The organism is Streptomyces sp. NPDC002156, assembly GCF_053593675.1.
The window spans coordinates 46,440-71,003 of record NZ_JBSFDA010000032.1; the positions used below are offsets into that span (position 1 = coordinate 46,440).

The 24,564-nt window shown below is 70.6% G+C and carries 20 protein-coding genes and 1 pseudogene; 15 read left to right on the forward strand and 6 right to left on the reverse strand.

The genetic code is table 11. The features are described 5' to 3' along the window. Positions 1–41 precede the first annotated feature (41 nt). The 5 genes from ACWCRB_RS16110 to ACWCRB_RS16130 all read left to right on the forward strand — a co-directional run bounded on the left by ACWCRB_RS16110 (position 42) and on the right by ACWCRB_RS16130 (position 8,351). Complete coding sequence (locus tag ACWCRB_RS16110; RefSeq protein ID WP_450996644.1) at positions 42–1,802, forward strand: glycoside hydrolase family 35 protein; 1,761 nt, start codon at positions 42–44, stop codon at positions 1,800–1,802. Next, positions 1,799–4,168: a beta-galactosidase gene (locus tag ACWCRB_RS16115; RefSeq protein WP_450996645.1), complete on the forward strand. Its 2,370-nt coding sequence runs from the start codon at positions 1,799–1,801 to the stop codon at positions 4,166–4,168. Before ACWCRB_RS16110 ends, ACWCRB_RS16115 begins: the two co-directional genes overlap by 4 nt. 99 nt (positions 4,169–4,267) lie before the next feature. Continuing rightward, complete coding sequence (locus ACWCRB_RS16120) at positions 4,268–5,359, forward strand: LacI family DNA-binding transcriptional regulator (protein WP_450996646.1); 1,092 nt, start codon at positions 4,268–4,270, stop codon at positions 5,357–5,359. A 9-nt stretch (positions 5,360–5,368) separates the two neighbouring features. Further along, a complete protein-coding gene (locus ACWCRB_RS16125; protein ID WP_450996647.1) occupies positions 5,369–5,725 on the forward strand; it encodes an ArsR/SmtB family transcription factor in 357 nt (118 codons plus the stop codon). After that, complete coding sequence (locus tag ACWCRB_RS16130) at positions 5,715–8,351, forward strand: HAD-IC family P-type ATPase (protein ID WP_450996648.1); 2,637 nt, start codon at positions 5,715–5,717, stop codon at positions 8,349–8,351. Before ACWCRB_RS16125 ends, ACWCRB_RS16130 begins: the two co-directional genes overlap by 11 nt. A gap of 7 nt (positions 8,352–8,358) precedes the next feature. Here ACWCRB_RS16130 and ACWCRB_RS16135 read toward each other — a convergent pair whose 3' ends face one another. Further along, the gene (locus ACWCRB_RS16135) at positions 8,359–9,867 is read right to left on the reverse strand and encodes an LCP family protein (RefSeq protein WP_450996649.1); all 1,509 of its coding nucleotides are present in this window, start codon (positions 9,865–9,867) and stop codon (positions 8,359–8,361) included. Between the two features lie 86 nt (positions 9,868–9,953). On the opposite strand from ACWCRB_RS16135, the gene tatA reads away from it, so the two are divergent. Together tatA and ACWCRB_RS16145 are read left to right on the forward strand one after the other, a co-directional pair. Then, positions 9,954–10,226: a Sec-independent protein translocase subunit TatA gene (gene tatA / locus ACWCRB_RS16140; protein WP_450996650.1), complete on the forward strand. Its 273-nt coding sequence runs from the start codon at positions 9,954–9,956 to the stop codon at positions 10,224–10,226. A gap of 208 nt (positions 10,227–10,434) precedes the next feature. Further along, positions 10,435–10,752 (forward strand): annotated as a pseudogene (locus tag ACWCRB_RS16145) (peptidase E); the annotation flags it as partial. Here the strand turns inward: ACWCRB_RS16145 and ACWCRB_RS16150 are convergent. After that, positions 10,671–11,222: a DUF6114 domain-containing protein gene (locus ACWCRB_RS16150; protein WP_450996651.1), complete on the reverse strand. Its 552-nt coding sequence runs from the start codon at positions 11,220–11,222 to the stop codon at positions 10,671–10,673. The pseudogene ACWCRB_RS16145 and the gene ACWCRB_RS16150 sit on opposite strands and share 82 nt — an antisense overlap. Further along, positions 11,222–11,953: a DUF6230 family protein gene (locus tag ACWCRB_RS16155; protein WP_450996652.1), complete on the reverse strand. Its 732-nt coding sequence runs from the start codon at positions 11,951–11,953 to the stop codon at positions 11,222–11,224. The genes ACWCRB_RS16150 and ACWCRB_RS16155 overlap by 1 nt, the downstream gene beginning before the upstream one ends. A 779-nt stretch (positions 11,954–12,732) precedes the next feature. Between ACWCRB_RS16155 and ACWCRB_RS16160 the strand changes: the two genes are divergently transcribed. Beyond that, positions 12,733–13,392 (forward strand): Tat pathway signal sequence domain protein, encoded by a 660-nt coding sequence (locus tag ACWCRB_RS16160; RefSeq protein ID WP_450996653.1) that lies wholly within the window; start codon positions 12,733–12,735, stop codon positions 13,390–13,392. A 33-nt stretch (positions 13,393–13,425) separates the two neighbouring features. On the opposite strand, the gene ACWCRB_RS16165 is transcribed toward ACWCRB_RS16160, so the two are convergent. Continuing rightward, positions 13,426–14,391: a lytic polysaccharide monooxygenase gene (locus ACWCRB_RS16165; RefSeq protein ID WP_450996654.1), complete on the reverse strand. Its 966-nt coding sequence runs from the start codon at positions 14,389–14,391 to the stop codon at positions 13,426–13,428. A gap of 461 nt (positions 14,392–14,852) precedes the next feature. Between ACWCRB_RS16165 and ACWCRB_RS16170 the strand changes: the two genes are divergently transcribed. Continuing rightward, on the forward strand, positions 14,853–16,649 hold the full coding sequence (locus tag ACWCRB_RS16170; RefSeq protein ID WP_450996655.1) for a S8 family peptidase: 1,797 nt from the start codon (positions 14,853–14,855) through the stop codon (positions 16,647–16,649). 194 nt (positions 16,650–16,843) lie between these two features. On the opposite strand, the gene ACWCRB_RS16175 is transcribed toward ACWCRB_RS16170, so the two are convergent. Both ACWCRB_RS16175 and ACWCRB_RS16180 read right to left on the reverse strand, forming a co-directional pair. Continuing rightward, positions 16,844–17,701 carry an NAD(P)H-binding protein gene (locus tag ACWCRB_RS16175; RefSeq protein WP_450996656.1) on the reverse strand — a complete coding sequence of 286 codons (858 nt, stop codon included), beginning with the start codon at positions 17,699–17,701 and terminating at the stop codon, positions 16,844–16,846. Next, a complete protein-coding gene (locus ACWCRB_RS16180) occupies positions 17,698–18,351 on the reverse strand; it encodes a ScbR family autoregulator-binding transcription factor (RefSeq protein ID WP_389357187.1) in 654 nt (217 codons plus the stop codon). Before ACWCRB_RS16180 ends, ACWCRB_RS16175 begins: the two co-directional genes overlap by 4 nt. A 260-nt stretch (positions 18,352–18,611) precedes the next feature. On the opposite strand from ACWCRB_RS16180, the gene ACWCRB_RS16185 reads away from it, so the two are divergent. From ACWCRB_RS16185 to ACWCRB_RS16210, 6 genes are all read left to right on the forward strand, one after another. After that, complete coding sequence (locus ACWCRB_RS16185; protein ID WP_450996657.1) at positions 18,612–19,508, forward strand: ScbA/BarX family gamma-butyrolactone biosynthesis protein; 897 nt, start codon at positions 18,612–18,614, stop codon at positions 19,506–19,508. Positions 19,509–19,583: 75 nt separating this feature from the next. Beyond that, a complete protein-coding gene (locus ACWCRB_RS16190) occupies positions 19,584–20,234 on the forward strand; it encodes a ScbR family autoregulator-binding transcription factor (RefSeq protein WP_405534896.1) in 651 nt (216 codons plus the stop codon). A gap of 251 nt (positions 20,235–20,485) precedes the next feature. Continuing rightward, the gene (locus tag ACWCRB_RS16195; RefSeq protein ID WP_450996658.1) at positions 20,486–21,682 is read left to right on the forward strand and encodes a damage-control phosphatase ARMT1 family protein; all 1,197 of its coding nucleotides are present in this window, start codon (positions 20,486–20,488) and stop codon (positions 21,680–21,682) included. A 112-nt stretch (positions 21,683–21,794) separates the two neighbouring features. Beyond that, positions 21,795–22,724: an ABC transporter substrate-binding protein gene (locus ACWCRB_RS16200; RefSeq protein ID WP_450996659.1), complete on the forward strand. Its 930-nt coding sequence runs from the start codon at positions 21,795–21,797 to the stop codon at positions 22,722–22,724. Then, on the forward strand, positions 22,721–23,626 hold the full coding sequence (locus tag ACWCRB_RS16205) for an ABC transporter permease (protein WP_450996660.1): 906 nt from the start codon (positions 22,721–22,723) through the stop codon (positions 23,624–23,626). Before ACWCRB_RS16200 ends, ACWCRB_RS16205 begins: the two co-directional genes overlap by 4 nt. Next, entirely contained in the window at positions 23,623–24,537 is a 915-nt protein-coding gene (locus ACWCRB_RS16210) for an ABC transporter permease (RefSeq protein WP_450996661.1), read from the forward strand. The genes ACWCRB_RS16205 and ACWCRB_RS16210 overlap by 4 nt, the downstream gene beginning before the upstream one ends. Positions 24,538–24,564: the final 27 nt, after the last annotated feature.

The window sequence follows — 24,564 nt, forward strand, 5'->3', positions numbered from 1 at the left end:
GCGGACCGGCTGGAGTCCACGACCCGAAGGGAAGCCCCCGCATGCCCGCCCTGACAACGACGTCCGACGGTTTCCTGCTGCGCGGCGAGCCGTTCCGGATCATCTCCGGCGCGATGCACTACTTCCGCGTCCACCCCGACCAGTGGGCCGACCGGCTGCGCAAGGCCCGGCTGATGGGCCTCAACACCGTGGAGACGTACGTCCCCTGGAACCTCCACCAGCCCGAACCCGGCACCCTCGCCCTCGACGGCATCCTCGATCTGCCGCGCTATCTGCGGCTGGCCAAGGCGGAGGGGCTGCACGTCCTGCTGCGGCCCGGACCGTTCATCTGCGCGGAGTGGGACGGCGGCGGGCTGCCCTCCTGGCTCACCACCGACCCCGACATCCGGCTGCGCTCCAGCGACCCCCGTTTCACGGGTGCCATCGACCGTTATCTGGATCTGCTGCTGCCTCCGCTGCTGCCGTATCTCGCCGAGTCGGGCGGTCCCGTCATCGCCGTGCAGGTGGAGAACGAGTTCGGGGCCTACGGTGACGACGCCGCGTATCTCGAACACCTCGCGGAGGCCCTGCGCTCGCGCGGGATCGGGGAGTTGCTCTTCACCTGCGACCAGGCCAACCCCGAGCACCTGGCGGCCGGCAGTCTTCCCGGGGTACTCACCACGGGGACCTTCGGCAGCAGAGTCGACCGGTCACTCGATCAGTTGAGGGTGCATCAGCCCGAAGGGCCCCTGATGTGCTCGGAGTTCTGGATCGGCTGGTTCGACCACTGGGGCGAGGAGCACCACGTCAGGGACGCGGGCGATGCCGCCGCCGACCTGGACCGGCTGCTCTCGGCGGGCGCGTCCGTCAACATCTACATGTTCCACGGCGGCACCAACTTCGCCTTCACCAACGGCGCCAACCACGACCACGCCTACCAGCCCATGGTCACGTCCTACGACTACGACGCCGCCCTCACCGAGAACGGCGACCCCGGACCGAAGTACCACGCCTTCCGCGAGGTGATCGCCCGGCACGCGCCCGTCCCCGACGAGCCGGTTCCCGCGCCGAGCCGCAAACTCCCGCCCACGGTGGTGGAGTTGGGGCAGTGGGCGCCCTTGCTGCCCAATGTGGGGGTTCTTGCCAAGCCCGTACGTACCGAGGAACCGGCGACCATGGACGAGCTGGGGCTGCGCGCCGGGTACGTCCTGTACCGCACCACCGCTCCCCTCCCGGGCGACGGGCTGCTCCACTTCGCCGGCGGAGTGGGCGACCGGGCTCAGGTGTTCGTCGACGGCGCCCCCGTCGGCGTACTCGAACGCGAGCGGCACGACGAGACCCTGCCCGTCCGGATTCCCTTCGCCGGAGCGGCAGTCGACGTCCTCGTCGAGAACATGGGCGGGGTCAACTACGGGCCGCGCATCGGCTCGCCCAAGGGACTCCTCGGGGCGGTCACCTTCAACGGCACCTCCCTGCACGGCTGGGACAGCCACCCCCTCACCCTCGACGACCTCAGCGCCCTGCCCTTCGCGCCCTCCGACGCGACCCCGGCCACCCAACCCGCCTTCTACAAGGGCACGTTCGAGGTCGAGGCGCCCGCCGACACCTTCCTGTCGCTGCCCGGCTGGACCAAGGGCCAGGCCTGGATCAACAACTTCCACCTCGGCCGCTACTGGAACCGCGGTCCGCAGCGCACCCTCTACGTCCCCGCGCCCGTACTGCGCCCCGGCGCCAACGAGTTGGTGCTCCTTGAGCTGAACGCCACCACCTCCGCGCAGGCCCTGCTCACCGACACCCCCGACCTCGGACCGGTGAAACCGTGACCCATCACTCCCTCCGGATCCCGGCGCCCGCCGGACCTCCGCTCACCGGCCACCTCCCCTTCACGGACGCGCCGGGCGTCGCCGACCCGATCGCGGTGACCAGCCGCTGGTTCACCCGTGGCGGACGCCCCTGGTTCCCCGTCTCCGGCGAGTTCCACTACTCCCGCTACCCGGCCGGGGAGTGGGAGGAGGAGCTGCTGAAGATGAAGGCGGCCGGTGTCACGGCTGTCGCCAGCTATCTCATCTGGATCCACCACGAGGAGATCGAGGGCCGGATCCGCTTCGACGGCGACCGCGACCTGCGCCGCTTCGCCGAACTCTGCGCCCGCCACGGCCTGGATTTCATCCCGCGCATCGGGCCCTGGAGCCACGCCGAGGTACGCAACGGCGGCCTGCCCGACTGGCTGCTCACCCGCACCACCGAACCGCGCACCGACGACCCCGACTACCTGGGACCCGTACACGGCTGGTTCACTGCGATCGCCGAGCAGTTGAAGGGGCTCGACCGGGCGCACGGCGGCCCGATCGTCGCCATCCAGATCGAGAACGAGCTGTACGACCGGCCCGGCCACCTCCTCACCCTGAAGCGGATGGCGCAGGAGGCCGGACTGAGCGCCCCGCTCTGGACCTCGACCGCCTGGGGCGGAGTCCAACTCCCGCCCGACGAACTGCTTCCGCTGTACGGCGGCTACACCGAGACCTTCTGGACCGAGTGGGACGGCGGCTGGTCCGACACCTGCCGCAAGCACTTCTTCTTCACCCACCAGCGCGACGACGAGGGCATCGGCGCCGACCTGCGACCGACGACCGTGCGGGGCGGAGAACCGGCGCCGACCGACCGATTCCCGTGGGCCACCTGCGAGTTGGGCGGCGGGATGGCCGTGGCCTACCACCGCCGCCCGCGTGTCGACGCCGCCGACATCGGCGCGCTCGGGCTCACGAAGATCGGGTGCGGCTCGGTCTGGCAGGGCTACTACATGTTCCACGGCGGCACGAATCCCGTCGGCGAGCTGAGCACCCTCCAGGAGTCCCACGCCACCGACTACCCGAACGACCTGCCCGTACTGACGTATGACTTCCAGGCACCGCTCGGCGAGTACGGGCAGTACCGACCCTCGTACGACGGACTGCGCCTCCAGCACCTGCTGTTGGCGGACTTCGGCGACCGCATCGCACCCATGGAGTCCGTCCTGCCCGAGCGGCAGCCGGCCGGGCAGGACGACCGGGAGACGCTGCGATGGGCCGTGCGCAGTGACGGCGACTCCGGCTTCCTCTTCGTCAACAACCATCAGCCGCACGAGCCGTTGCCGGATCATCCGGACACGTCGTTCACGGTGGAGTTTCCTGATGCGCCCGAACTGACCGTGCCCAGTGCACCGGTGACGATCCCTCAAGGTGCCTATTTCTGCTGGCCGTTACGGCTCGACGTCGCCGGACTGCGGCTCGACTGGGCCACCGCCCAGCCCGTGTGCACGGTCGACGTCGGCGGACGTACCGTCCTGGTGCTGGCCGCCATGGACGGGGTGGACGTCGAACTGGCCCTGGACATCAGCACGTTGAGGTATGTGCACACACCCATGGGGAAGGTCGTGTCCGCCGACGGGCGCTTCCTCGTCACCGGGCTGCGGCCCGGCACCGACGCCCTCGTCGAGGTCGGCACGCCGGACGGCGGACAGGTCGGCCTGCTGGTGCTGGACGCGGCGACCGCCCGTACCGCCTACCGGGGTGTGGCTTGGGGCGCCGAGCGGCTGGTCCTGTGCGGCGCCGGCGGCGGGGTCGTCTTCGACGAACCGGCCGGAGAGGTGCGGGTGCACAGTGCGGCGGCGGAGACCTCGTTCGCCGTGCTGCCCGCACCCGAGCGGCCTCCCGGCGAGAACCTGGCCGTGACCTCCGACGGGGTGTTCACCCGCTACACGCTCCCCACGGGCGGCGACTCGGGCACCCTCGACGTCTCTCTCCTCCGGGCCGTCGGACCCGCCCCCGACACCGTCACCGGCGTACTGGACCGGGCCAGTACGCCCGCCGACAAGTACTTCGACACGTCCGCCGCCGAGTACCTCATCGACGTACCGGACCAACTCCCGCGCAGTGGAACGCTGTTGCGCATCCACTGGACCGGTGACGTGGGCCGCGCGTATGCCGGGGAGACGCTGGTCGCCGACCAGTTCTCCTCGGGGCGGGTCTGGGACATCTCCCTCGACCGGATCCCGGACGACGCACTGCGCACCGGCGGAGGGCTGCGCGTGAAGGTGCTGCCGTTCGCCGCCGACGCACCCGTGTACCTGCCGGTGCCCGTGCCGGCGGGGGAGGCCGGGATCTCGCGCGTCGAATGGGTCACCGTACGGACTCAGGTGATCACCGGGTAGGTCCCGGTCGGTGGTGAGCGTCGCCCGGCGGCCTATCCTGTGGGCCAGCCGGGCGGGGCACGACCGCCACCCACGGGACGAAGCCGAAGGATGCACCCCATGACCCGAAGTGCCGGTGGCGGCGCCGCTCCCAAGGGACGCAGCCGGCGCAACTTCGCGGGCACGCGGCCGGTGATGGACGACGTGGCGCGGCTGGCCGGTGTCTCCAAGCAGACCGTGTCGCGGGTGCTCAACGACAACCCGGCCGTGCGGGCGGAGACCCGGGAAGCCGTGCTGGAGGCGATGCGTTCGCTCGGGTACCGGCCGAGCCGCAGCGCGCGTTCGCTGGCCAGCGGGCGGACCCGGATGCTCGGGGTGATCTCCTTCGACGCGGCCCGCTACGGGCCCGCCTCCACGCTCACCGCGATCAACACCGCGGCCCAGGACGCGGGTTACCTGGTCAGCTCCATCGCCCTCGACACCGCCGACCGGGACACCGTCGTCCAGGCCGTGGACCGGCTGTCGGCGGAGGGCGCCGACGGGGTCATCGCCATCGCCCCGCAGCGGCGGGTGGGCAAGGCGCTCGCCGAGGCGCACCTCGACATCCCTCTCGTCGTGATGGACAACGCCCTCGGCGACGACACCCCCATGGTCACCGCCGACTCCCGGGGCGGAGCGCGCCTGGCCACCGAACACCTCCTTGACCTGGGCCACCGTACGGTCCGGCACATCGCCGGACCCACCGGCTGGACCTCCGCCGAACGCCGGGCCGCGAGCTGGCGCGAGACCCTGGAGAAGGCCGGGGCCGAGGTGCCCGAACCGCTCGTCGGCGACTGGAGCGCCGACTCCGGATACGAACTGGGCCGACGGCTCGCCCGCGATCCGGACGTCACCGCCGTCTTCGCCTCCAACGACCAGATGGCGCTCGGCGCGCTGCGCGCCTTCCACGAGGCCGGCCGCCGGGTCCCGGACGACGTCAGCGTCGTCGGCTACGACGACATCCCGGAAGCCGCCCATCTGCTGCCCCCGCTCACCACCATCCGCACCGACTTCCAGGAGATCGGCACCCGCTCGCTGCGGCTGCTCCTGGCGCGGATCGACGGTCAGGCGAACACGGGTACGACGGCAGGTGCGGAACCGGACACGGGCCTTGTCACCGTCATCCCGGCCCACCTCATCGTGCGGCGCAGCACGGGTCCCGTACGGGCCTAAACTGGGCGCGTGGTAACAGGTACGAGCAGCTCCGGTTCCGACGATCCGTCCGCCGAGGTGCTGGCGGAGGCCGCCGGGGCCTTCGGGTTGCTCGCCTCGCCCGCCCGGCTGCACATCGTGTGGGCGCTGGCCCAGGGCGAGAGCGATGTGACCGGGCTCGCCGAGCGGGTCGGCGGCGCGCTGCCCGCCGTGAGCCAGCACCTCACCAAGCTGAGACTCGCCGGGCTCGTCCGGTCCCGGCGCGAAGGGCGCCGGCAGGTGTACTTCGTCGACGACCCCGATGTCGTCACCGTCGTACGGCTGCTGGTCGGGCGGCTGACCGACCGGGCCGAGGACACGTCCGTACGGCACCTCCGTGGAGTCTGATCTTCGGACGCCGAGCCGCCTCGACGACTTCCCGCGTGGCCTGACGGACAGCGAGGCCGAGGCGCGGCTGGCGGTGGTCGGGGGGAATGTGGTCCCGGCCGCCCGTCAGATCCGGTGGCCCGTCCGGTTCGTACGGAGTCTGCGCGATCCGTTCACCGCCGTACTGCTCTGTCTCGGGCTCGTCTCGGCGGCTGTCACGGCCTGGGGGACGGCCTCGGTGATCCTGTCCCTGGTCGCGGTCAGCTGTGTGCTGCGTGCCTCGGGCGAACATCAGGCGGAACGTTTCCTCAAAGGGCTGCGCGAGCTGGTCGCCGGTACCGCGACCGTCCTGCGCCGCCCGGCTGCGGGCGGGCCGCCGCTCGCCCGGGAGGTCCCGGTCGCCGAACTCGTGCCGGGGGATGTGGTCCGGCTCGGTCCCGGCGACCTGGTCCCGGCGGACGTACGGCTGCTGCGCGCGACCGGGCTGACCGTGCACCAGGCGCCGCTCACGGGCGAGTCGGCGCCGGTGGCGAAGGGCGTACGGCCGGATGCGGCGGACCGGGGCGTGTTCGCGCGGCCCGAACTGTGCTTCCAGGGCAGTGCCGTCGTCTCCGGGAGCGCCACCGCCGTGGTGGTGGCCACGGGGGCGCGTACGCGGTTCGCGGGCGCGCACGGGGGAGCCGTGCGCCGCGACGGGAGTGCTCGGATCCGGCGGACTCCGGTGCGCTTCACGCGCCACTGTGTCCGCAATCGGCTCCGCCGCGGGGCGCGGCCAGCCGCAACAACGGTCTCGCAGCCTGAACACCGCACTTCCCGCGGGGCGCTCACCGCCTTCGACCGGTCTCTGCACGGGATCTCCTGGGTGCTGATCCGGTTCATGCTGCTCGCCCCGCCGCTCGTGCTGATGGCGAGTGCGGCGCTGCGCGGGCAGGGGCCCGAGACGCTGCCGTTCGCCGTCGCGGTGGCCGTCGGGCTGACGCCCGAGATGCTCCCGGTCGTCGTCAGCACCTGTCTGGCGCGCGGGGCCTCGGGGCTCGCCCGGGCACACGGGGTCGTGGTGAAAAGGCTGCCCGCGCTGCACGATCTGGGCGCGGTCGACGTCCTGTGCCTCGACAAGACCGGCACTCTCACCCGGGACCCCCCGGTTGTCGAACGCTCGTACGATGCCAGCGGCCGGGACGATCCGGAGGTTCTCGACTGGGCCGCCACGGCCGCCTGGTGGACCCTCCAACTCGCCGAACTCCCCACCCCGGACGCCCTCGACGAGGCGCTGCTCGCGGCGGCGGGACCGGTCGGGGAGCGGTACGACGGGGTGGCGGCGCTGCCCTTCGACCCGGTGCGGCGAGTGGCGACGGCGGTCGTACGGGGGCGGCTGGGGACCCACGTTCTCGTCGTCAAGGGCGCGGTCGCCGAGGTCGTCGGGCGGTGCGCTCTGGACCCCGTCGAGCGGGAACGGCTGCTCGCGCGCGCCGACCGGGAAGCGGCGAGCGGGCTGCGGCTGCTCGCCGTCGCCACCGCCGAGCGGCCCGCGCGCACCCGCGCCTGGACCCCGGCCGACGTACACGGCCTGACCTTCCGGGGTTTCGTCGCCCTGCGGGACGACCTCGCGCCTACGGCCGCCGAGGCCCTGCGCGACCTCACCGCACTGGGCGTAGGGGTGAAGGTCCTCACCGGCGACCATCCGGGCACGGCCGCCCGCGCCTGCCGTGACCTGGGCATCGATCCGGGGGTGGTGGCGGAGGGGGAGGGTACGGACGGCCTCGGGGACGCCGAACTGGCCGATCTGGTCCGGCGTACGACCGTCTTCGCGCGCTGCACTCCGGCCGACAAGGCCCGGATCGTCGCCGCGCTGCGGGCTGATGGTCATACCGTCGGCTTTCTCGGGGACGGGGTGAACGACGTGCCCGCGCTGGGTGCCGCCGACGTCGGGATCGCGCCGCGCACCGCCGTCGACGTGGCCCGTGAGCGCGCCGATGTCGTCCTCGGGGAGAAGGATCTCGCCGCCGTCGCCCACGCCGTCACGGCCGGGCGGCACAGCAGCGGCAACATCGCCACGTATCTGCGCGTCACGCTCTCCTCGAACCTCGGCAATGTGGTTGCGATGCTCGCCGCCGGGCTTCTGCTGTCCTTCCTGCCGATGCTTCCGGCGCAGGTCCTCGCGCAGAACCTGTGCTTCGACGCGGCCCAACTGGCGTACGCGTACGACCGTCCGGCGGCCGGTGTCCTGGCCCGGCCGACCGTGCTGCGTACCCGTGACTTCCTGCGCTTCCTCGGCGGCTTCGGCGCGCTCAACGCCGTCGCCGACCTCGCGACCTTCGCCGTGCTCGCCCTCGCGCTGCACGGGCCCGACGCCCTGGACGACCGGGCCGTCTTCCACTCGGCCTGGTTCACCGAGAACCTCCTCACCCAGGCCGTGGTGATGCTGCTCCTGCGCGGCGGTGGCGGGCGTCGGGGCGCGGGAGTCGTCGGGCGGGCGGCCGGTGCGCTCGCCGCCGTCGGGCTGCTGCTGCCGCTCTCACCGGTCGGGCACTCGCTGGGGCTGGTGGGGCTGCCGGGGCCGTACTACGCGGGTCTGGTGGTCGTGTTGGGGCTGTACGGGGGTGCCCTCGCCGTCGCTCGTCGGCGGCGAGGGGTCGGTCCGCCGTAGGTCCGGTTCAGCCGTAGCTGAGGTTGGAGCAGGGGTTGTCGTCCGCCGAACGGGCGCCCTCGGCGACGTCCTTCGGGACCGAGGTGGGCGTAGGCGAGGCCGTGGCGCCGCCCTGGTACGACTCACCGACGACCACGTTGATGCCGTTAACTGTCACCGGCTGGAGGGCGGCGCCGGGGAAGACGCGGGCCACCGTCTGGGCCTCGGACTTGTGGTCGGGGCCGTACTCGATGACCGTCGTCGCGTGGTCCTGGCTGCTCGCGGTCGCCGTGCCGGTGACCGTGAAACCGTCGGCGGTCAGCTCGGCGGCGGCCTTCGCGGCCAGGCCCGTGACGGTGGTGCCGTTGTAGACGGCGACGGCGATTCCCTTGCCGGACACGGGAGTCGGGGTGGCCTTGGGGCTCGCGCTCGGGGAGGCCTTCTTCTTGCCGCTCGCGTCCTTGCCGTCCAGGGTGCGGTCCGCCTTGAGCGCGGCCCAGAGGTCGCCGGCGTCCGGTTCGACGATCGCGACGCGCGAACCCTCGTACCGCCAGGGGATGGTGACGAACTTCGTGTTGTGCAGGTCGATGTCCTTCAGCGACATCGCGAAGGAGATCAGCTTGTCGGCGGAGCCCAGACCGGGGTCCACGGTCAGGGACTTGGTGGCCGCGTCGGCGAGGGGGAGGAGCTTGGTCGGGGTCAGACCCTTGTTCTTCACCTCCTTCATCAGGCTTGCCACGAAGGCCTGTTGGCGCTTGATACGGCCGATGTCGGAGCCGTCCCCGATGCCGTGCCGGATCCGGACGTAGTCCAGCGCCTTCTGGCCCGACACCTCCTGCTCGCCCTTGTCGAAGAGCAGCTTGCCGCGCGTGGGGAGCTTGGGTTTGAGATCCTGTTCGTACACCTTCTGGGGGAGGCACACCTTCACCCCGCCCACCACGTCGGTCAGCGCGGCGAAGCCCTTGAAGTCGACGATGACGGTGTGGTCGACGCGCAGACCGGTGATGCTCTCGACCGTGTTCTGCGTGCAGGCCGGGTTGCCCTTCTCGGTCTCGCCGACCGAGTAGGCCTCGTTGAACATGGTGTCCGGCTGGGCGGTCGTCCACTTGCCGTCGGGCAGTTTGCAGGGCGGGATGGTGACCAGGGTGTCGCGGGGGATGGAGACGGCGACGGCGTTCTTGTGGTCGGCGTATATGTGCAGCAGGAACGCGGTGTCGGAGCGGCCGATGTCGTTCACGTCGCCGCCGCCGAGCGCCGCGTTGCCGTCGTTGCGCGCGTCCGAGCCGATGACCAGGACGTTCTCGCCCTTGGACGAGCCCTCGGCGGGGCGGTCGTCCGAGATGCCGCCCGAGTCGAAGGTCTTGATGTCACCGTCCAGCTTCAGATAGATCCAGCCGGCGCCGGCCGCGACGAGCAGCAGGAACGAGAGGAAGATCCCCAGTGCCAGCCGTCCCCGCCGCCCCGACTTCCGCCGCCGGGTGCCCGCGGCGGACCGGTGTCGTGCTGGTACGGCCCGCCTGCTGGTGCTGGTGGTCATCGGCGCCCTTCTCACGTCTCACCTTGGTTGTACAGTTGCGCAAAGTGGCAACTGTTATGTGTGACGAAGGAAAGGGCTGTGAGGTTGTGCTCCGGAACGGACTGGAACCCTGGCATCTGCTGATCGTGGCGATCGTGTTCATCGTGATGTTCGGCTCGAAGAAGCTGCCGGACACAGCGCGTGCACTGGGCCGCTCGATGCGCATCCTCAAGAGCGAGGCGCAGGCCATGAAGGCGGACGGCACGGTGGGTGGGCCGGTGAACGGCTCGGCGGGGGAGGGGTCTTCGCAGGTGGGCGAGGGTGCTGCCCACCGTGCCCAGCCTGTCGTCGACCGCCGGGAGCCTGTCGCGGATCGGTAGGATCATCTGCGGGGCCGCTGGGTGGCAGGGGGTGCGTCAGGTACGTCCGCACGATTGTCCGGGACGTCGGGCACTCACTCAGGTTGGCTTCGCGATGCCCGCGCAGGTCATGCCTGCCGACTTGCTTTTCTGCTGGGGGTCCGGGGAAGCCCGCGCCGGCGCCGCTGGTGTTACAGCCCCCGGGAAGATGCGGCCCGATGCCCAACCCGGTACCACCGACGACTCCTTCGGCCCCGAACTCCGGCCGCTCACCGACGCGTTGGGGTTTCTGCCGGACGGCAACGGGGTGCACTACGACAGCGACGCGGGCCGCCGCCCGCTGGTCCACACGCTGGTTGCCGACGGCACCCTGCCCACCACGCACTGCACCGACGACGGGGTCGGCCTCGTCTGCCGAGGGACCGAACTCGTCGAGGCGGTCGCGGAGTTGCCGGGCAAGGGTGCCTATGTCGTCAGGTGTGAAGGGGAGTCGACGGTGGAGGAGCGCATCGAGCCGCGCAGGCTGCCCTCTCCGGTGTCGTCCTGACCGTCGTCCGTCGCCGGCGCCTTGGATTCCGTGGTCGTCCGAGCCGCCATGGCGGCCTTGTGCTCCCGCTTGGCCTTGCGCCGCTTGCGGCGACTGACCTTCGGTTCCTGGTCCGGGAGCCAGCCGAAGGCCATGCAACTGCCCACGGCGCCCAGGGTGAGGCCGATGAAGAAGCCGCCCAGGTTCGAGGTGAGCCACGTGCCCAGCGTCAGCAGGATGCCGACGATCGAGTAGAACAGGCGTTGTGCGGGGTTGAAGATGATCAGCAGACCGCACACGATCATCAGCGACGGCAGCAGATAGCCCGCCAGACCCTGCATACCGATGTGCAGGACGACCTTCAGCGACACCTTCATGGTGACCAGGATCTCCGCCCCGCCCAGGGTGAGCAGCACCCCGGCCAGGAACGGACGGTGGGCCCGCCATGCTCTGAAGGCGGGCCGCACCCCCTGCCGTATGTCGGCCGACATCAGCAACCCGACTCGCTGAAGCTGAGCTTCAGCCCGGGCAGCTTGAACACCGCGGCCGTGGTCGCGTAGTTGGTCTGCCGCAGGTTGGAGATGTGGACGGTGTCCGCCTGCTGGCTGAAGACACCGCGCGGCCCCTTGACGCCCGCCTTGGTGAGCGTGCTGGCGTCGTTGCCGATCTCGATGTTGTCGAACGACGCGTTGCCCGACAGCTCGGTCGAGTCGGTCGTCAGGTCCGTCGCGGTCACCGGAGTGCCGCTGCTGCCGGCCTTGATCAGCAGGTTGATGCCGCCGAGGTCGACGCTCTGGCACAGCTTGGTGAGCGACGCGCTCTTGATCGCGGAGGTGATGACCAGCACCTGACCGCCGGTGTCACCCTCGTTCGGGCTGTTCTCGATCATGTGGTCGAGGCCGCCGAACTGCTCGAAGCCGGTGCCGTTCAGCTCGGTCGCGGTGACCGTGAACGGCATGCCGGAGATGGCGAACTGGACGCCCAGGGCGCCCTCGGCGGTGAGTACCGCGAGCGTCGCGGCGATCAGGGTGGCCGGCACCGCCATGATGGCGGCGCGGCGTCCACGGACCCGCCCGCGTCGCTCGGCGCCCTTTCCGGCACCTTCGAAGAATTCGGACACGTTGGAGGATCCCGAGCCCCCGGAGCCACCGGAGGCGTTACCGCTCTCCGGCTGCTCGGGGTTGGATCCGGCGGACGACGAGACGTCCGAGGACGAGGCCATGGCTGCTCCCAAGTGCATAGTCATTGCGTCAATGCTGGTCGGGCTTCAGTGGCGTGTTGTCCTGGCGCGGACAGCAGCTGGGGTATCCGTCTCCTCGCAACTCCCGGCGATTGCAAGGGCTTTCACGGTTACGCACCAGTAGCCGCCGAGGAAGTTACCCGTGGTTACTTTGGAGGGTCAAGGGAGTTGTGAAAAAAGGGTGCGGATTATGCGTCACCTGTGGCTTCACGGAGTGATCGAGGGTCGTTCGGGGTGTCCAGAGGGGTCTCCGAGGGCCCGGAGGGGCGCGCGGAAACCCACGGGAAAGTTGGATCGGAAACATCAACTTCCGTTCTGCACCTTGACGTTGACGGTTCCTCAGGTTTAGAACTGCCGTGGTTTCCCCGGATCCGTGGCGCCGGATCCGCAGCGGTGCAAGCCGCTCTTCCCGGACTCAACGCTCATTCCGAAGTCCGCCTCCGAGGCACCGGCACGGCCGTTTCCCCCCTGGGCCGTCGCCGGGTCGCCCTGTCCCGCCCGGTCCGGCCAGGAAGCCTCCCTCCAAGCCTTCCTGCCGGTCACCGGCCGGTTGTCGTTGCCGGTCCGTCACGTACGGAGAAGGCGTCGCGGGCCGGCGACGGCTCCTTTCCCGCGCTCTCGGGTTCTTCCCATGCCCTTCAGGCATCGGCACGCGTTCCCACGCGTACTTCCGCATGTCCTGACCCCCCTAGACACCACCCCCCACCTCACCCCCAACACACCCCCCAACACCCCCAGTTCCAGAAAGAGGCACCCGCATCATGCGTACTCGCACCCGCTCCGCCCTGGCCCTCGCCGCCGCTGTCGCCGGCCTCTCCGTCGCCGCGGTCACCCCCGCGTCCGCCGCCGACACCGTGCTGACCGTCGGCAGCGCGGCCGGCGACGCCGTCGCCGTGGGCGACGTCCTCAGCGCCTCCCTCGCCTCCGGCACGACCGCCACGCTCTACTCCAGCGCGACCGGCACGAGCGGCGTCAGCTGCGCCGCGTCGACCTTCACCGCGAAGGTCGAGACCAACCCCGCAGCTTCGGGCACGGCCACCGAGTCGGTCACCGCCCACACCTTCGGTACTTGCACCAGCAACGTCCTCGGTGTGCTCGGAGTGACCAGCGTGACTGTCAACAACCTGCCCTACACCACCTCGGTGACCTCCGACGGCACGGTCACCGTCACCCCGGCCTCGGGCTCGACCATCCAGACGACCGTCGTGCTGAGCACCCTGCTGGGCAGCATCAACTGCGTCTACCAGGCGCCCAGCCTGACCGGTACGTCCAGCAACACCGACAACAGCATCAACTTCACCAGCCAGGCGTTCACCAAGTTCTCCGGTTCGTCGCTGTGCTTCAGCAGCGGCTACTTCACCGCCAAGTACGCCCCGGTGCAGGACGTGACGCAGGGCAACGCCACGGTCTTCGTCAACTGACGATCCGTCAATAAGTGGCTGGGTCGCCGGTGTTCACCGGCGGCGCAGTCGCAGGACGAGGGCGGCGACCACGGCGAGCAGTACGGCCGCGGCGCCGCCCGCGACCGCGTACCGCGGTCCGGTGCCGTCGGTGGTGGACGCCACCGGGGCGCCGGCCACGGTGCTTCCGGCCTGTGGGGCGGCGGAGTCGGCGGACTCCGCCGCCTCTTCCGTCTCCGCCGTCCTCGACGGTTCCTCGGCCGCATCGGGCGGCGTGGGGGACTGGGCGGGCTTGGTCTGCGCCGCAGTGCTCGCGGACGCGTCGGAGCTGCCGGCGCCGCCAGAGCTGCCCCCGTCACTCTTCGCTTTCGGGAACACCACGTCCGAGCACGAGTAGTACGTGTCCGGCGTACTGGAGTTCTGCCAGATCGTGTACAGGACATGGCGGCCGGTCCGGTCCGAGGGCAGCGTCATGCCGATGCGGTACGCGTCGCCCGTCATCGCGGGGTCCTTGACCTCGGCGAACGGCTTGTCCGGCAGGTCGGACCACTTCAGCGGCTCGGCCGGGTCGTACCCGGGCTTCGTCAGGAACATCTTGAACGTGCCGGTGTGCGGGATCGTCGAGCGGTACGTCATCGTCAGCCGCGCGCCCGGCGACAACGTGGTCGAGGGCCAGTCGGCGCGGGCGATGTCGAGCCCCCGGTAGTCGGACAGCCCGCCGCTGCACAGCTTGCCGTCGGGGATCACCGCGCGGTCCCGGCCGTTCACGTCCGCGACCCGCAGGTTGTCCCAGAAGGTGAAGGGCGCCCCGCCGTTCGCGGTGAGCGCCGCCCGGCAGGCCGCCGTACCGGCCGTGCTGCCGCCGTCGGGGGAGCAGGCGTAGGCACGGCTGACCGGTTTCGTCGGCGCACCGTGCGCCTGGGCGGGAGCCGCCGCCGACAACGTCAGCAACAGCGGTGCCGCGACGGCGGCGGTGCAGGAGAGTGCGGCGGCCGAGAGAGTACGGCGGTGGGCGGTCATCGGGATGTCTCCTCGACCGAGGGGGGAACGGGTCTGAACAGGTCTGCTGCGGGCCGGCCCGGGAACGGGTCCGCCTTCGGGCAGTACGGGAAGCGGGCAGACCGCGTTCAATCGCCACACGTACCGCCACACCCACCGTCGCTCGCCCGTCGCACACGCCGCCAATCCCCCGCAACTCGCCCAACCCGGTCAACTGGCCGTCGTCCAGGGGCGGTTTCCGGCGTTCGAGGGTGTGGAACCGGACGGATCGAGGGTTTCCCCTGTATCCGGATGACCTTCTCTTTGCCTACTGTTCCACCACAGCCGCCCCACAGGTAACCCCGGAACGGGCCGCTCGCGCTTGGCCGGCCGCCGCGCCGCTTTTCGACTGCACCCCCCGCCGCTTCGACGACGAAGCGAATCGACCGCCACTCCGCGCCGCCCTCCAGGCTGCCCGGTGTACGGCCACGAAAGGCAAGCCCTTGCGTACCTCACTCACCCGTGTCTCGGGGCGGAAGCTGATATCCGTCGCCGCGGTCTCCGCCGCGCTGGTCGCCGCCGCCACCACCTCGGTCGCCGTCGCCCAGGAGCCCGCCGCTCCCGCCGCCGCCCCGGAAGCCGCCGCACAGGCGGTCGCCGCCCCGGCCGAGCGACTCATCGTCGGCTACAAGGCCGGCGCCGCCGAGGCCAAGTCGAACCAGGCCGCCGACGCCGACGCCGTCGCCAAGGGCAAGGAGGCCGGGGAGACCCTGGACTTCCAGCGCCGCCTCGGCACCGGTGCCGCCCTCGTCGACCTGGGCGAGCAGCTCAGCAAGGCGGACGTCGCCGACGTCATCGCCGAGTACCAGGCCGACCCGCAGGTCGCCTACGTCGTACCGGACCGCCTCAACAAGCCGCAGGCCGACCCGAACGACACCGAGTACAGCAAGCAGTGGGACCTCTTCGAGACCACCGCGGGCATGCGCGTCCCGGGCGCCTGGACCACCGCGACCGGCACCGGCGTGACCGTCGCCGTCATCGACACCGGCTATGTCACCCACTCCGACCTGGCCGCCAACATCGTCGCGGGCTACGACTTCATCGCCGACACCGCCGTCTCGGTGGACGGCAACGGCCGTGACAGCAACCCGGCCGACCCGGGCGACTGGTACGCCACCGACGAGTGCGGCACCGGCACCGGCTCCAGCAACTCCTCGTGGCACGGCACCCATGTCGCGGGCACCATCGCCGCCGCCACGAACAACAGCAAGGGTGTCGCGGGCATCGCGTACAACGCGAAGATCTCCCCGCTGCGCGTCCTCGGCAAGTGCGGCGGCTACGACTCCGACATCATCGACGCCATCACCTGGGCCTCCGGCGGCACCGTCTCCGGAGTCCCGGCCAACGCCAACGTCGCCAAGGTCATCAACATGAGCCTGGGCGGCTCCGGTGCGTGCACCACGGCCACCCAGACGGCGATCACCAACGCCGTGGGCCGTGGCACCACGGTCGTCGTCGCGGCGGGCAACAGCAACGCCAACGCGGCCAACTACTCCCCGGCGAGCTGCGCCAACGTCATCTCGGTCGCCGCGCTGAGCCGTACGGGTGCCAAGGCCTCGTACTCCAACTACGGCTCCACCGTGGACATCGCGGCCCCCGGCGGCCAGACCAGCACCGGCACCGCCAACGGCATCCTGTCCACGCTGAACTCCGGCACGCAGGGCCCGTCCACCGAGTCGTACGCCTACTACCAGGGCACCAGCATGGCCGCCCCGCACATCGCGGGCCTCGCCGCGCTGATGAAGTCGGCGAACTCCTCGCTGACCCCGGCCCAGATCGAGTCGGCGATCAAGACCAACTCCCGTGCCCTGCCCGGCGCCTGCTCGGGCGGCTGCGGCGCCGGTCTGGCCGACGCGACCAAGACCGTGCAGGCCGTGAGCGGTACGACCTCGGGGACCACCTTCTCCTCCACCACCGCGGTCTCGATCCCGGACAACAGCTCTGCCGTCGAGTCCTCGATCGCCGTCAGCGGCCGCACCGGCAACGCCCCCTCGGCCCTCCAGGTCGGCGTCGACATCACCCACACCTACCGCGGTGACCTGGTCATCACGCTGGTGGCGCCCGACGGCACGACCTACCCGCTGAAGGCCTCCAGCACCTCGGACTCCGCCGACAACGTGAGCGCCACGTACACGGTGGACGCCTCCAGCGAGGTCGCCAACGGCACCTGGAAGCTCCGCGTCCAGGACGTGGCCGCCTCGGACACCGGCACGATCAACAGCTGGAAGCTCACCTTCTGAACCTCCGGGTCCTGTGGGTGAACCACCCGTTGGTGCAAGTGAACTGACGGTGTGACAGAAACGGGCGGGTCGGTAGGCGTGGATGGACGCCCACCGACCCGCCGCTGTATGTGGTCGGGTGCGCGACAGCGCCCCGAACAGGGGCGCGGGGAACTGCGCGACCAGCCCCCACCGGCCTGCGGTGAACCAACTGCCTATCCACCCGAGCTGAACGATGCCAGATGCTCCGCCGCCCACTCGCGGTACGAGCGCCCCGGCCGGCCGAGCAACTCGGCCACGTCCGGCTCCACTTGCCCCTTCGACCCGTCCCGCCCCCGCGCCGCACTCTCCACGAGGGCGTGGGCCACCGCCTCCGGGTAACGGGCGAGCAGCCCCCGCAGAACCTCGTCCTCCGTCAACTCGACGAACTTCAGGGGCCGTTGCAGCAACTCGCCCAGGATCTCCGTCTGTTCCACCGGGGTGACCCCAGCGGGCCCGGTCAGTGCATACGCCCGCCCGGCGTGCCCCTCCGGGTCCGAGAGCGCCCGTACCGCCACATCCGCGATGTCCCGCGGGTCGACGTTCGCGTTCCGCGAGGTGCCGTAGCGGCCCCGGACGACCCCCTCCTCCCGGACGGAGCGGGCCCAGCCCAGGCTGTTGGACATGAAGGCGCGCGGACGCAGCAAGGTCCACGCCAGGCCGGAGGCGCGCAGGAGCTCCTCGTTGCACCGCTGCCACCGTGTGATCAGGTCGGTGGCCCCGGGGTCGGTCACCGCCTGGGCCGACAGCTTCACCACCTGAGGTACCCCCGCCGCTCGGGAGGCCGCCACGAAGTTCTCGTCCTGGGCCGGCGCCAGCGGGTTCGCGGTGACGAGCAGAGCGGACCGTACGCCGGCCAGCGCCGCGCGCAGCCCGGCGGCGTCGTCGAAGTCCCCGCGCACCACCTCGATTCCGGGACCGGCGAGGGTGACGCGGTGCGGGTCGCGGGTGAGCAGGCGCAGCGGGCCGGTGCCCGCCAGGCGTTCGGCGACCAGCCGACCGACGGTGCCGGTGGGCCCCGTCAGCAGAATCACGGGACGGGGACCGGGACCGGGGCCGGGGAGAGGATGCGGACGCCGCGGTCGGCCCGGCTGTCCAGTCCGAGCAGGAGCCCCGGTACCGCGATGCCGGGCAGGATGTGGGACCACAGGACCGAGATACGGTGCGCGAGGTCCGCCCGGTCGGTCAGGGCCCGCGACATCAACTGGATGCCCGCGAAGCCCCCCACCAGCAGCTCCACCGTGTCCTGCGGCTTCACCGTGGGCAGCAACTCGCCCTGGGCGCCCGCCTGTTCCATCAGCACGATCAGCCGCTCCCCCCACTGCCGGAACGGTCCGGAGTGGTCGACCCCGGGGGGCGTCGCCTGGTCCACCGTCAGCCGCACGCTGCCTCGCAGCAGGGAGTCGGTCAGCAGCCGCTGCGCCACGACGAACGTCATGTCGATGATCTCCTGCAGTTTGCAGGGCTGTTCCGGGACCGTGCCGAACGGCACCTGCTCGTCGAGCACCGCCTGCGCGAGCGATTCCTTGGAAGGAAAGTGGAAATACAGGGCGCCCTTGGTGACCTCGGCCCGCTCGAGGACCATCGCGATGGTCGTGGAGGTGTAGCCGTGTTCGTCGAAAACCGCGCCCGCGGCTTCCAGGATCGCCCTGCGCGTCCTGATGGCGCGCTCCTGTTTCGCCATAAGAGCCCCTCCCTGGCGCCCAGTTGGCCGGTGTCCGTATTCGGTGCCGTGTTCAGTGCCGTGCTGGTGCGTGACGACGCGTGGTCAGGTGCGCCGGAACCGCCGATCATAGGGCCGGACCGACTGATCTCGTTGAAAACAAACCGGTCGCCTCGTACTCTAACGCTCACCGGAGCGGGCGCCTTTCCGTCTGCCACGCCATTCGGGGGACCGAGGGAGAGACATTGCTTCCAGTGCCGCAGTCTGCCGAAATCCCACTCATGACGGCGAGCGTTCCGCGCCAACTCGTGCACCGTGCGGCGATCGCGGAGACGTTCCCCACCGGCTGGTCCCGAACGGAGACCGACCGGTTCAGCGTCTCCGCGCAGTGGCCGCGAGTCCACTGTTTACACGTGTCGCCCGACCGGACGGCCTACGATCCGCTGCTCGTCGTGGAGACCGTGCGTCAGGCCGGAACCCTGCTCAACCACACCGAGTACCAGGTGCCCCTGGACCACCAGTTCGTGCTCCAGGAGTTCCGGATCACCACGTTCCCCGAGCACTTGGGCGTCGGGCCGGTCCCTGCCGAACCCATCGTCGACATCACCTTCTCCGACATCCGCCATCGAGGCAAGCGCCTGGTTTCGGCCCGTTACGCGGCCGACGTACTGCTGGACGATGAGCTGGTCGCGCATGCCGACGTCGCCTTCACCTGCACCAGCGGCGCCGTCTTCAGCAGGCTGCGCGGCGGTCGTACGGCGGCCGGCGTGACCGCGCTGCCCGTCCCGCCGGGGCTGCCGGCCGCCGACGTGGGCCGGGACTCGGCGGCGGACGTCGTCCTGGCGCTGCCCCAACAGGCCGATCGTGACTGGCAGTTGCGAGTTGATACCGGTCATGCTGTTTTCTTCGACCATCCTCTCGATCACATACCGGGCATGCTGCTCCTGGAGGCCGCCCGCCAGGCGGCGCTGGCGCGCACCGGCCCCGACGGTGGGGTGATACCCGTGTCCTTCGACACGACCTTCCATCAGTTCGCCGAGCTGGACCTGCCCACCTGGATAGAGTCGACGGATCAAGGTGACGGGGCCCTGAAGGTGGTGGGAACACAGGAGGGACACACGGTTTTCGAGTGTGTGGTGGGCACCGTGGAACGGTCGGCTATCTTGTACAGGCAGTAAGAAACAAACGGCATATCCCGTTTTTCTTCAGGGAGTTCGAGAGCGCCGGGACGGTGTGGGAAGGGGTGGGCGCCGATGGCGAGGCAGTTACGCGCCGAGCAGACCCGCGCGACGATCATCACGGCCGCGGCCGACCTGTTCGACCGCCATGGCTATGAGTCGACCAGCCTGAGCGACATAGTCGAGCACGCCCATGTCACCAAAGGCGCCCTCTACTTCCACTTCGCGGCGAAGGAGGATCTGGCCCACGCCATCCTGGAGATCCAGTCCAGGACCTCCCGGCGGATGGCCAGGGACATCGAGGGCCGCGGCTACTCCTCGCTCGAAGCGCTGATCCGCATCACCTTCGGAATCACCAGGATGGCCGTCGAGGGCCCGATCTCCCGGGCGGGCCTGCGTCTCGCCGCCGGCGATGTCGTCGTACGGCCGCCGCTGCGGCACCCGTTCCGCGAGTGGTCGGAGATCGCGTCCGGCAAACTCCTCGGCGCGGTCAAGGAGTCCGACGTCCACCCGGACGTCGACGTCGACGCGATGGCGCACTCCCTCGTCAGCTTCTTCGTCGGCAGCCGCGTGGTCAGCCGGGCGGTGGAGCCGGTGGCCCGCCAGCCCCGCCGCACGGCGGACATGTGGCGCCTCACCATTCGGGCGTTGGTGCCGACGCCGAGGCGGGCGCGGTATCTGAGCCTGGTGGCTCAACTGGAGCGGGAGATAAGGGTCGTGGCGTGAGACGGGCCGTGCGGCTACTGGGGAGGGGCTTGCGGTTGAGTGCCGGGTGACTGGTCGGTTGTGGCTGGTCGCGCCCCGCGGCGGAGCCGCAAATGTCACAGCCCCGCGCCCCTGAGGGAGTTCCGGGTGCCCGCACGGGTGGCGCGCAGCCCGGAGCCAGTTCCCGCGCCCCTGAGGGAGCTCCCCAGCCGCTCGGGCGCCGCGTTGCGGGGTTCCGGGCCGGGTGTTTCGTGGGCGGTAGCGTGAGGCTCATGCCTGCCTCCGACTCCGTGTCCCCGCCCGTGATCCTCTCCAACGAGCCGGGCTCGTTCCCCTGGAGCGTGCTGGCCGAACGGCATCCCGCGCTCATCCAGAAGGTGCGGGACGCCTTCCCGTACGGCCCCGAGCAGCACCGCGCGCTCGACGCGCTCCTCAAGAACTGCACCGAGGGCGCCGTCGAACCGCTCCCGGCCGGGGCCGAGGACCGGGAGCAGTGGGAGGAGTGGGGGACCCGGGAGTACGCGGGGCGGTCCTGGTTCGACGTGCCGTGGCTGTGGGCGGAGGGGTACTTCTACCGCCAACTCCTCGAAGTGGTCGGGTACTTCGGCGGAGACGGGGGAGCCGGCGCCTGGCGTGGGATCGACCCCTTCCGCCCTTTCAAGCTCGCCGAACTGGACGCCCCCGAGACCGACGAGGAACTGGCCGCGCTCGACGACCTGGTGGGCAGGCCCGAGGAGGAACAGGCGCGCGCCCTGCTCCACGGGTCGCTGTGGGGCAACCGGGCCGACCTCGGTTTCCGGCTCTCCGGCGCGGACGAGGGCGGGGAGGCGGCGGGGCTCGTCGCCGACGACAGCGAGTCCCTCTGGTCGCTGCTCCGGCCCACCCGACGCGCCGCCGGCACGGTGTGCCTGGTCGCGGACAACGCGGGCCGCGAACTCGTCCCCGATCTGCTGCTCCTGGACCACCTGCTGACCCGGGGCTACGCCGAACGCGCTGTCCTGCACGTGAAACCGCACCCGTTCTTCGTCTCCGACGCGACCACCGCCGACGTCGTCGACGCCCTGCGTCGGCTGACCCGCGCCCCGGGGGAGGCCGCCGCGTACGGCCACCGCCTCTGGTCCGCGATGGCCGACGGCCGCCTCGCGGTACGCGCCCACCCCTTCTCCTGCGCCCCGCTCCCGTACGCGGCGATGCCCGACGACCTGCGCGAGGACTTCGCCTCGGCCACGGTCACCGTGATGAAGGGCGACCTGAACTACCGCCGTCTGGTCGGTGACCGACTCCGGCCCCCGACCACGCCGTTCGCTGACGTCACCGCGTACTTCCCCGGCCCCGTGGCCGCCCTGCGCACCCTGAAGTCGGACGTGATCGTCGGCCTCGACGCCCGTACCGAGACCGCGCTCGTGGCCGCCGAGGGGCAGCGCTGGCGGACGAGCGGTACGCGTGCGGTGGTCCAGGTGGCTCGTTGACCTGTGGTGATCATGTCAAATCTTTGATAGGCATGCGCCCATGGCGTTACGTCCATTGCGCTCGGAAACTCCGGGAAGCTCGGGAAGTTTCGGAAGAGGAAAACTCGCGGCGGTGCTGGCCGCCCTGACTCTCGCCGTCGCGGCCTGTGGCGGCGACGGCTCGGACTCGTCCTCCTCGGACGGCGGCAAGGAACGGATCGATGTCGCCGCCCTGCCGCTGATCGACTGCGTCGCGCTCTACATCGCGCGCGACCGCGGTCTGTTCGAGAAGGAGGGCCTCGACGTCCGTATCACGCAGGTCCAGCAGAGCCTCCAGGCGCTGCCCGCGCTGGCGAAGGGCCAGGTCGACGTGGTCGCGAGCGCGAACTACGTCACCTACTTCCAGGCCCATGAGAAGGGCACCCTCGACATCCGTATCGTCGCCGAGTCGATCAGAGCCGCGCCGCACATGATGGACGTCCTGGTGTCGAAGGACTCGGACATCAAGACCGTCGCCGACCTCAAGGGCCGCAAGGTCGCCGTCAACGTCCTGAACAACGTCCAGTCGCTGACCTTCAACGAGATCCTGGAGAAGGCGGGCGTCGGGCTTCCCGAATACCGGCAGGTCCCCTTCCCGCAGATGGGTGCCGCGCTGGAGAAGGGGCAGGTCGACGCCATCCACGTGGTCGAGCCCTTCGACAGCGTCATCCAGGACGAACTGAAGGCAAGGGTGCTCATCGACGGCTCGTCCCCGCCCGTCGAGACGATCCCCCTCAGCGGCTACGTCACCACCAACCAGTACGCCACCGAGAACCCGGAGACCCTCGCCGCCTTCCAACGGGCCATCAAAGCCGCCGCGCAGATCGCCGGCGAGGACCCGTCGGCCGTACGCGCAGTGGTGCCGACGTACACGAAGGTGACGACGGACCAGGCGAAATCCATCGACCTGCCGGTCTTCCCACCGGTCATGGACGCCACACAGATCGCCCGGCTGACCGAACTGATGCAGAAACAAGGGCTGTTGAAGAAGGCGATCGATCCGGCGACGCTGTTGGTGCGGTGAAACGGGTACGAGAACGGGCACAGGCACGGGAGTTGGGCCGGGGTCGGGTACGCGTACGGCACGAGCCGGTGCTCGGTGTTCTCGGTGTGCTCCTCGCCTTCGGGGTGTGCGAGGCGGTGAGCAGGGCCGGGATCGTACGGCGCAGCTATCTGCCGCCGGCGTCCGAAGTCCTCGCCCGGGCCGTGGAGTTGGCGGGCGACCGGGCCTTTCTGGACGGGCTCGGAGCGACCCTGCGCGCATGGGCCCTGGGACTGGGCCTGGCCTGCGCGATAGCGATCCCGCTGGGGCTGCTGCTCGGGAGCGTGCCGGTCGTCGACGCCGCCGTACGCGCGATCGTCGAGTTCCTGCGCCCGATGCCGTCCGTCGCCCTGATCCCCCTGGTCTCCCTGCTGCTCGGCTCGGGCACCGAGACCAAGGTCGTACTGATCACCTACGCCTCGGTCTGGCCGATCCTCTTCAACACCGTCTACGGACTCGGCGAGACCGACCCCCTCGCCAAGGACACCCTGCGCGCCTTCGGCTTCGGCCGCCTCTCCGTGCTGCTCCACGTCGAACTCCCCGGCACGGCACCCTTCATCGCGGCCGGTATCCGCATCTCGGCCGCGATCGCCCTCATCCTCGCCGTCGCCACGGAGATCCTCGCCGGCTTCGGCGAGGGCCTCGGCATCTTCATCGCCCAGGCGGGCACGGCGACCGACGGCACCCGGGACGTCCTAGCCGGGGTGGTGTGGGCCGGAACCCTGGGCCTGGTCATCGACGGGGTGCTCGTGCGGTGCGAACGCAGAGCGTTTCCTTGGACACCGGAACACCGGCCGCGCGAGCGCCAAGCACGCCCTGCGTCCGCTCCCGTGCGAGGCGAGCGGTCCGCCGCCGACGTCTCCGACCACGAGGTCCACCCATGAGCGGCCGCCCCGGGCCCACGGCCGACCAGCCACCACGCGCGGACACCACCAAGAAGACCGGGACCGCCGGGACCGGTGCCCCCTCCACCACCGCCCCCACCCCCATCGCCTCCCATGCCGCCCGTGTGGGCTCCCTCGCCCGAGGCGCCCTGCTCCGCTGGCTCGTGCTCGCCCTCGCCGTGGGCGTCTGGCAGCTCGCCGCCCGTGCGCACGGCAGCGTCTACTTCCCTCCTCCCGGCCGTATCGCACGCCACGCCTACGATCTGTGGTTCTCCGGCCCCGTCAGCCATCTCTTCCTCACCGATGCCGCCGTCGACAACATCCTGCCCAGCCTCGGCCGGATGGCCACCGGGTTCGCGCTCGCCGCCGTCGCCGGGGTGGCACTGGGTATCGCGGTCGGGCGGTCGCGCCGGGCGCACGCCCTGTGCAACCCGGTCCTCCAGTTCGCGCGCGCCGTCCCGCCCCCGGCCCTCGTACCCGTCTTCGTCGTCGTGCTCGACTTCGGTACGCAGATGCAGATCGCGTCGATCGTCTTCAGTGCCGTATGGCCCGTGCTGATCAACACGGCGGACGGGGCGCGCAATGTCGACCCGCTGCGGCTCGAAGTGGCCACCGTGCTGCGTCTGACCGCGTTCGAACGGCTCTGGCTGCTGCTTCTGCCCTCCGCGCTGCCGCGCATCTTCGCCGGGCTTCGGCTGAGCCTCTCGCTCTCCCTCATCCTCATGGTGTTCTCGGAGCTGCTGCCGGGCACCGCCAACGGCATCGGCTTCACCCTCACCGACGCCCAGTCGCGCTCCGACCTGCTGACCGTATGGGCCGCCCTGGTCCTGCTCGGCGCCCTCGGATACCTCCTCAACACCGGCCTGCTGGCGGTCGAGAAGCGGCTGCTCGGCAGCAAGCGAACCACATGACCCCAGCCCCTCAGGACAGGTGACCGA

Bases quoted from the DNA above. Each gene is read 5' to 3' on its own strand.
- ACWCRB_RS16110 (WP_450996644.1), top strand. From the start codon at position 42: ATGCCCGCCCTGACAACGACGTCCGACGGTTTCCTGCTGCGCGGCGAG.
- ACWCRB_RS16120 (WP_450996646.1), top strand. From the start codon at position 4,268: ATGACCCGAAGTGCCGGTGGCGGCGCCGCTCCCAAGGGACGCAGCCGG.
- ACWCRB_RS16135 (WP_450996649.1), bottom strand. From the start codon at position 9,867: ATGACCACCAGCACCAGCAGGCGGGCCGTACCAGCACGACACCGGTCC.
- ACWCRB_RS16150 (WP_450996651.1), bottom strand. From the start codon at position 11,222: ATGTCGGCCGACATACGGCAGGGGGTGCGGCCCGCCTTCAGAGCATGG.
- ACWCRB_RS16155 (WP_450996652.1), bottom strand. From the start codon at position 11,953: ATGGCCTCGTCCTCGGACGTCTCGTCGTCCGCCGGATCCAACCCCGAG.
- ACWCRB_RS16160 (WP_450996653.1), top strand. From the start codon at position 12,733: ATGCGTACTCGCACCCGCTCCGCCCTGGCCCTCGCCGCCGCTGTCGCC.
- ACWCRB_RS16165 (WP_450996654.1), bottom strand. From the start codon at position 14,391: ATGACCGCCCACCGCCGTACTCTCTCGGCCGCCGCACTCTCCTGCACC.
- ACWCRB_RS16180 (WP_389357187.1), bottom strand. From the start codon at position 18,351: ATGGCGAAACAGGAGCGCGCCATCAGGACGCGCAGGGCGATCCTGGAA.
- ACWCRB_RS16185 (WP_450996657.1), top strand. From the start codon at position 18,612: ATGACGGCGAGCGTTCCGCGCCAACTCGTGCACCGTGCGGCGATCGCG.
- ACWCRB_RS16190 (WP_405534896.1), top strand. From the start codon at position 19,584: ATGGCGAGGCAGTTACGCGCCGAGCAGACCCGCGCGACGATCATCACG.
- ACWCRB_RS16195 (WP_450996658.1), top strand. From the start codon at position 20,486: ATGCCTGCCTCCGACTCCGTGTCCCCGCCCGTGATCCTCTCCAACGAG.
- ACWCRB_RS16210 (WP_450996661.1), top strand. From the start codon at position 23,623: ATGAGCGGCCGCCCCGGGCCCACGGCCGACCAGCCACCACGCGCGGAC.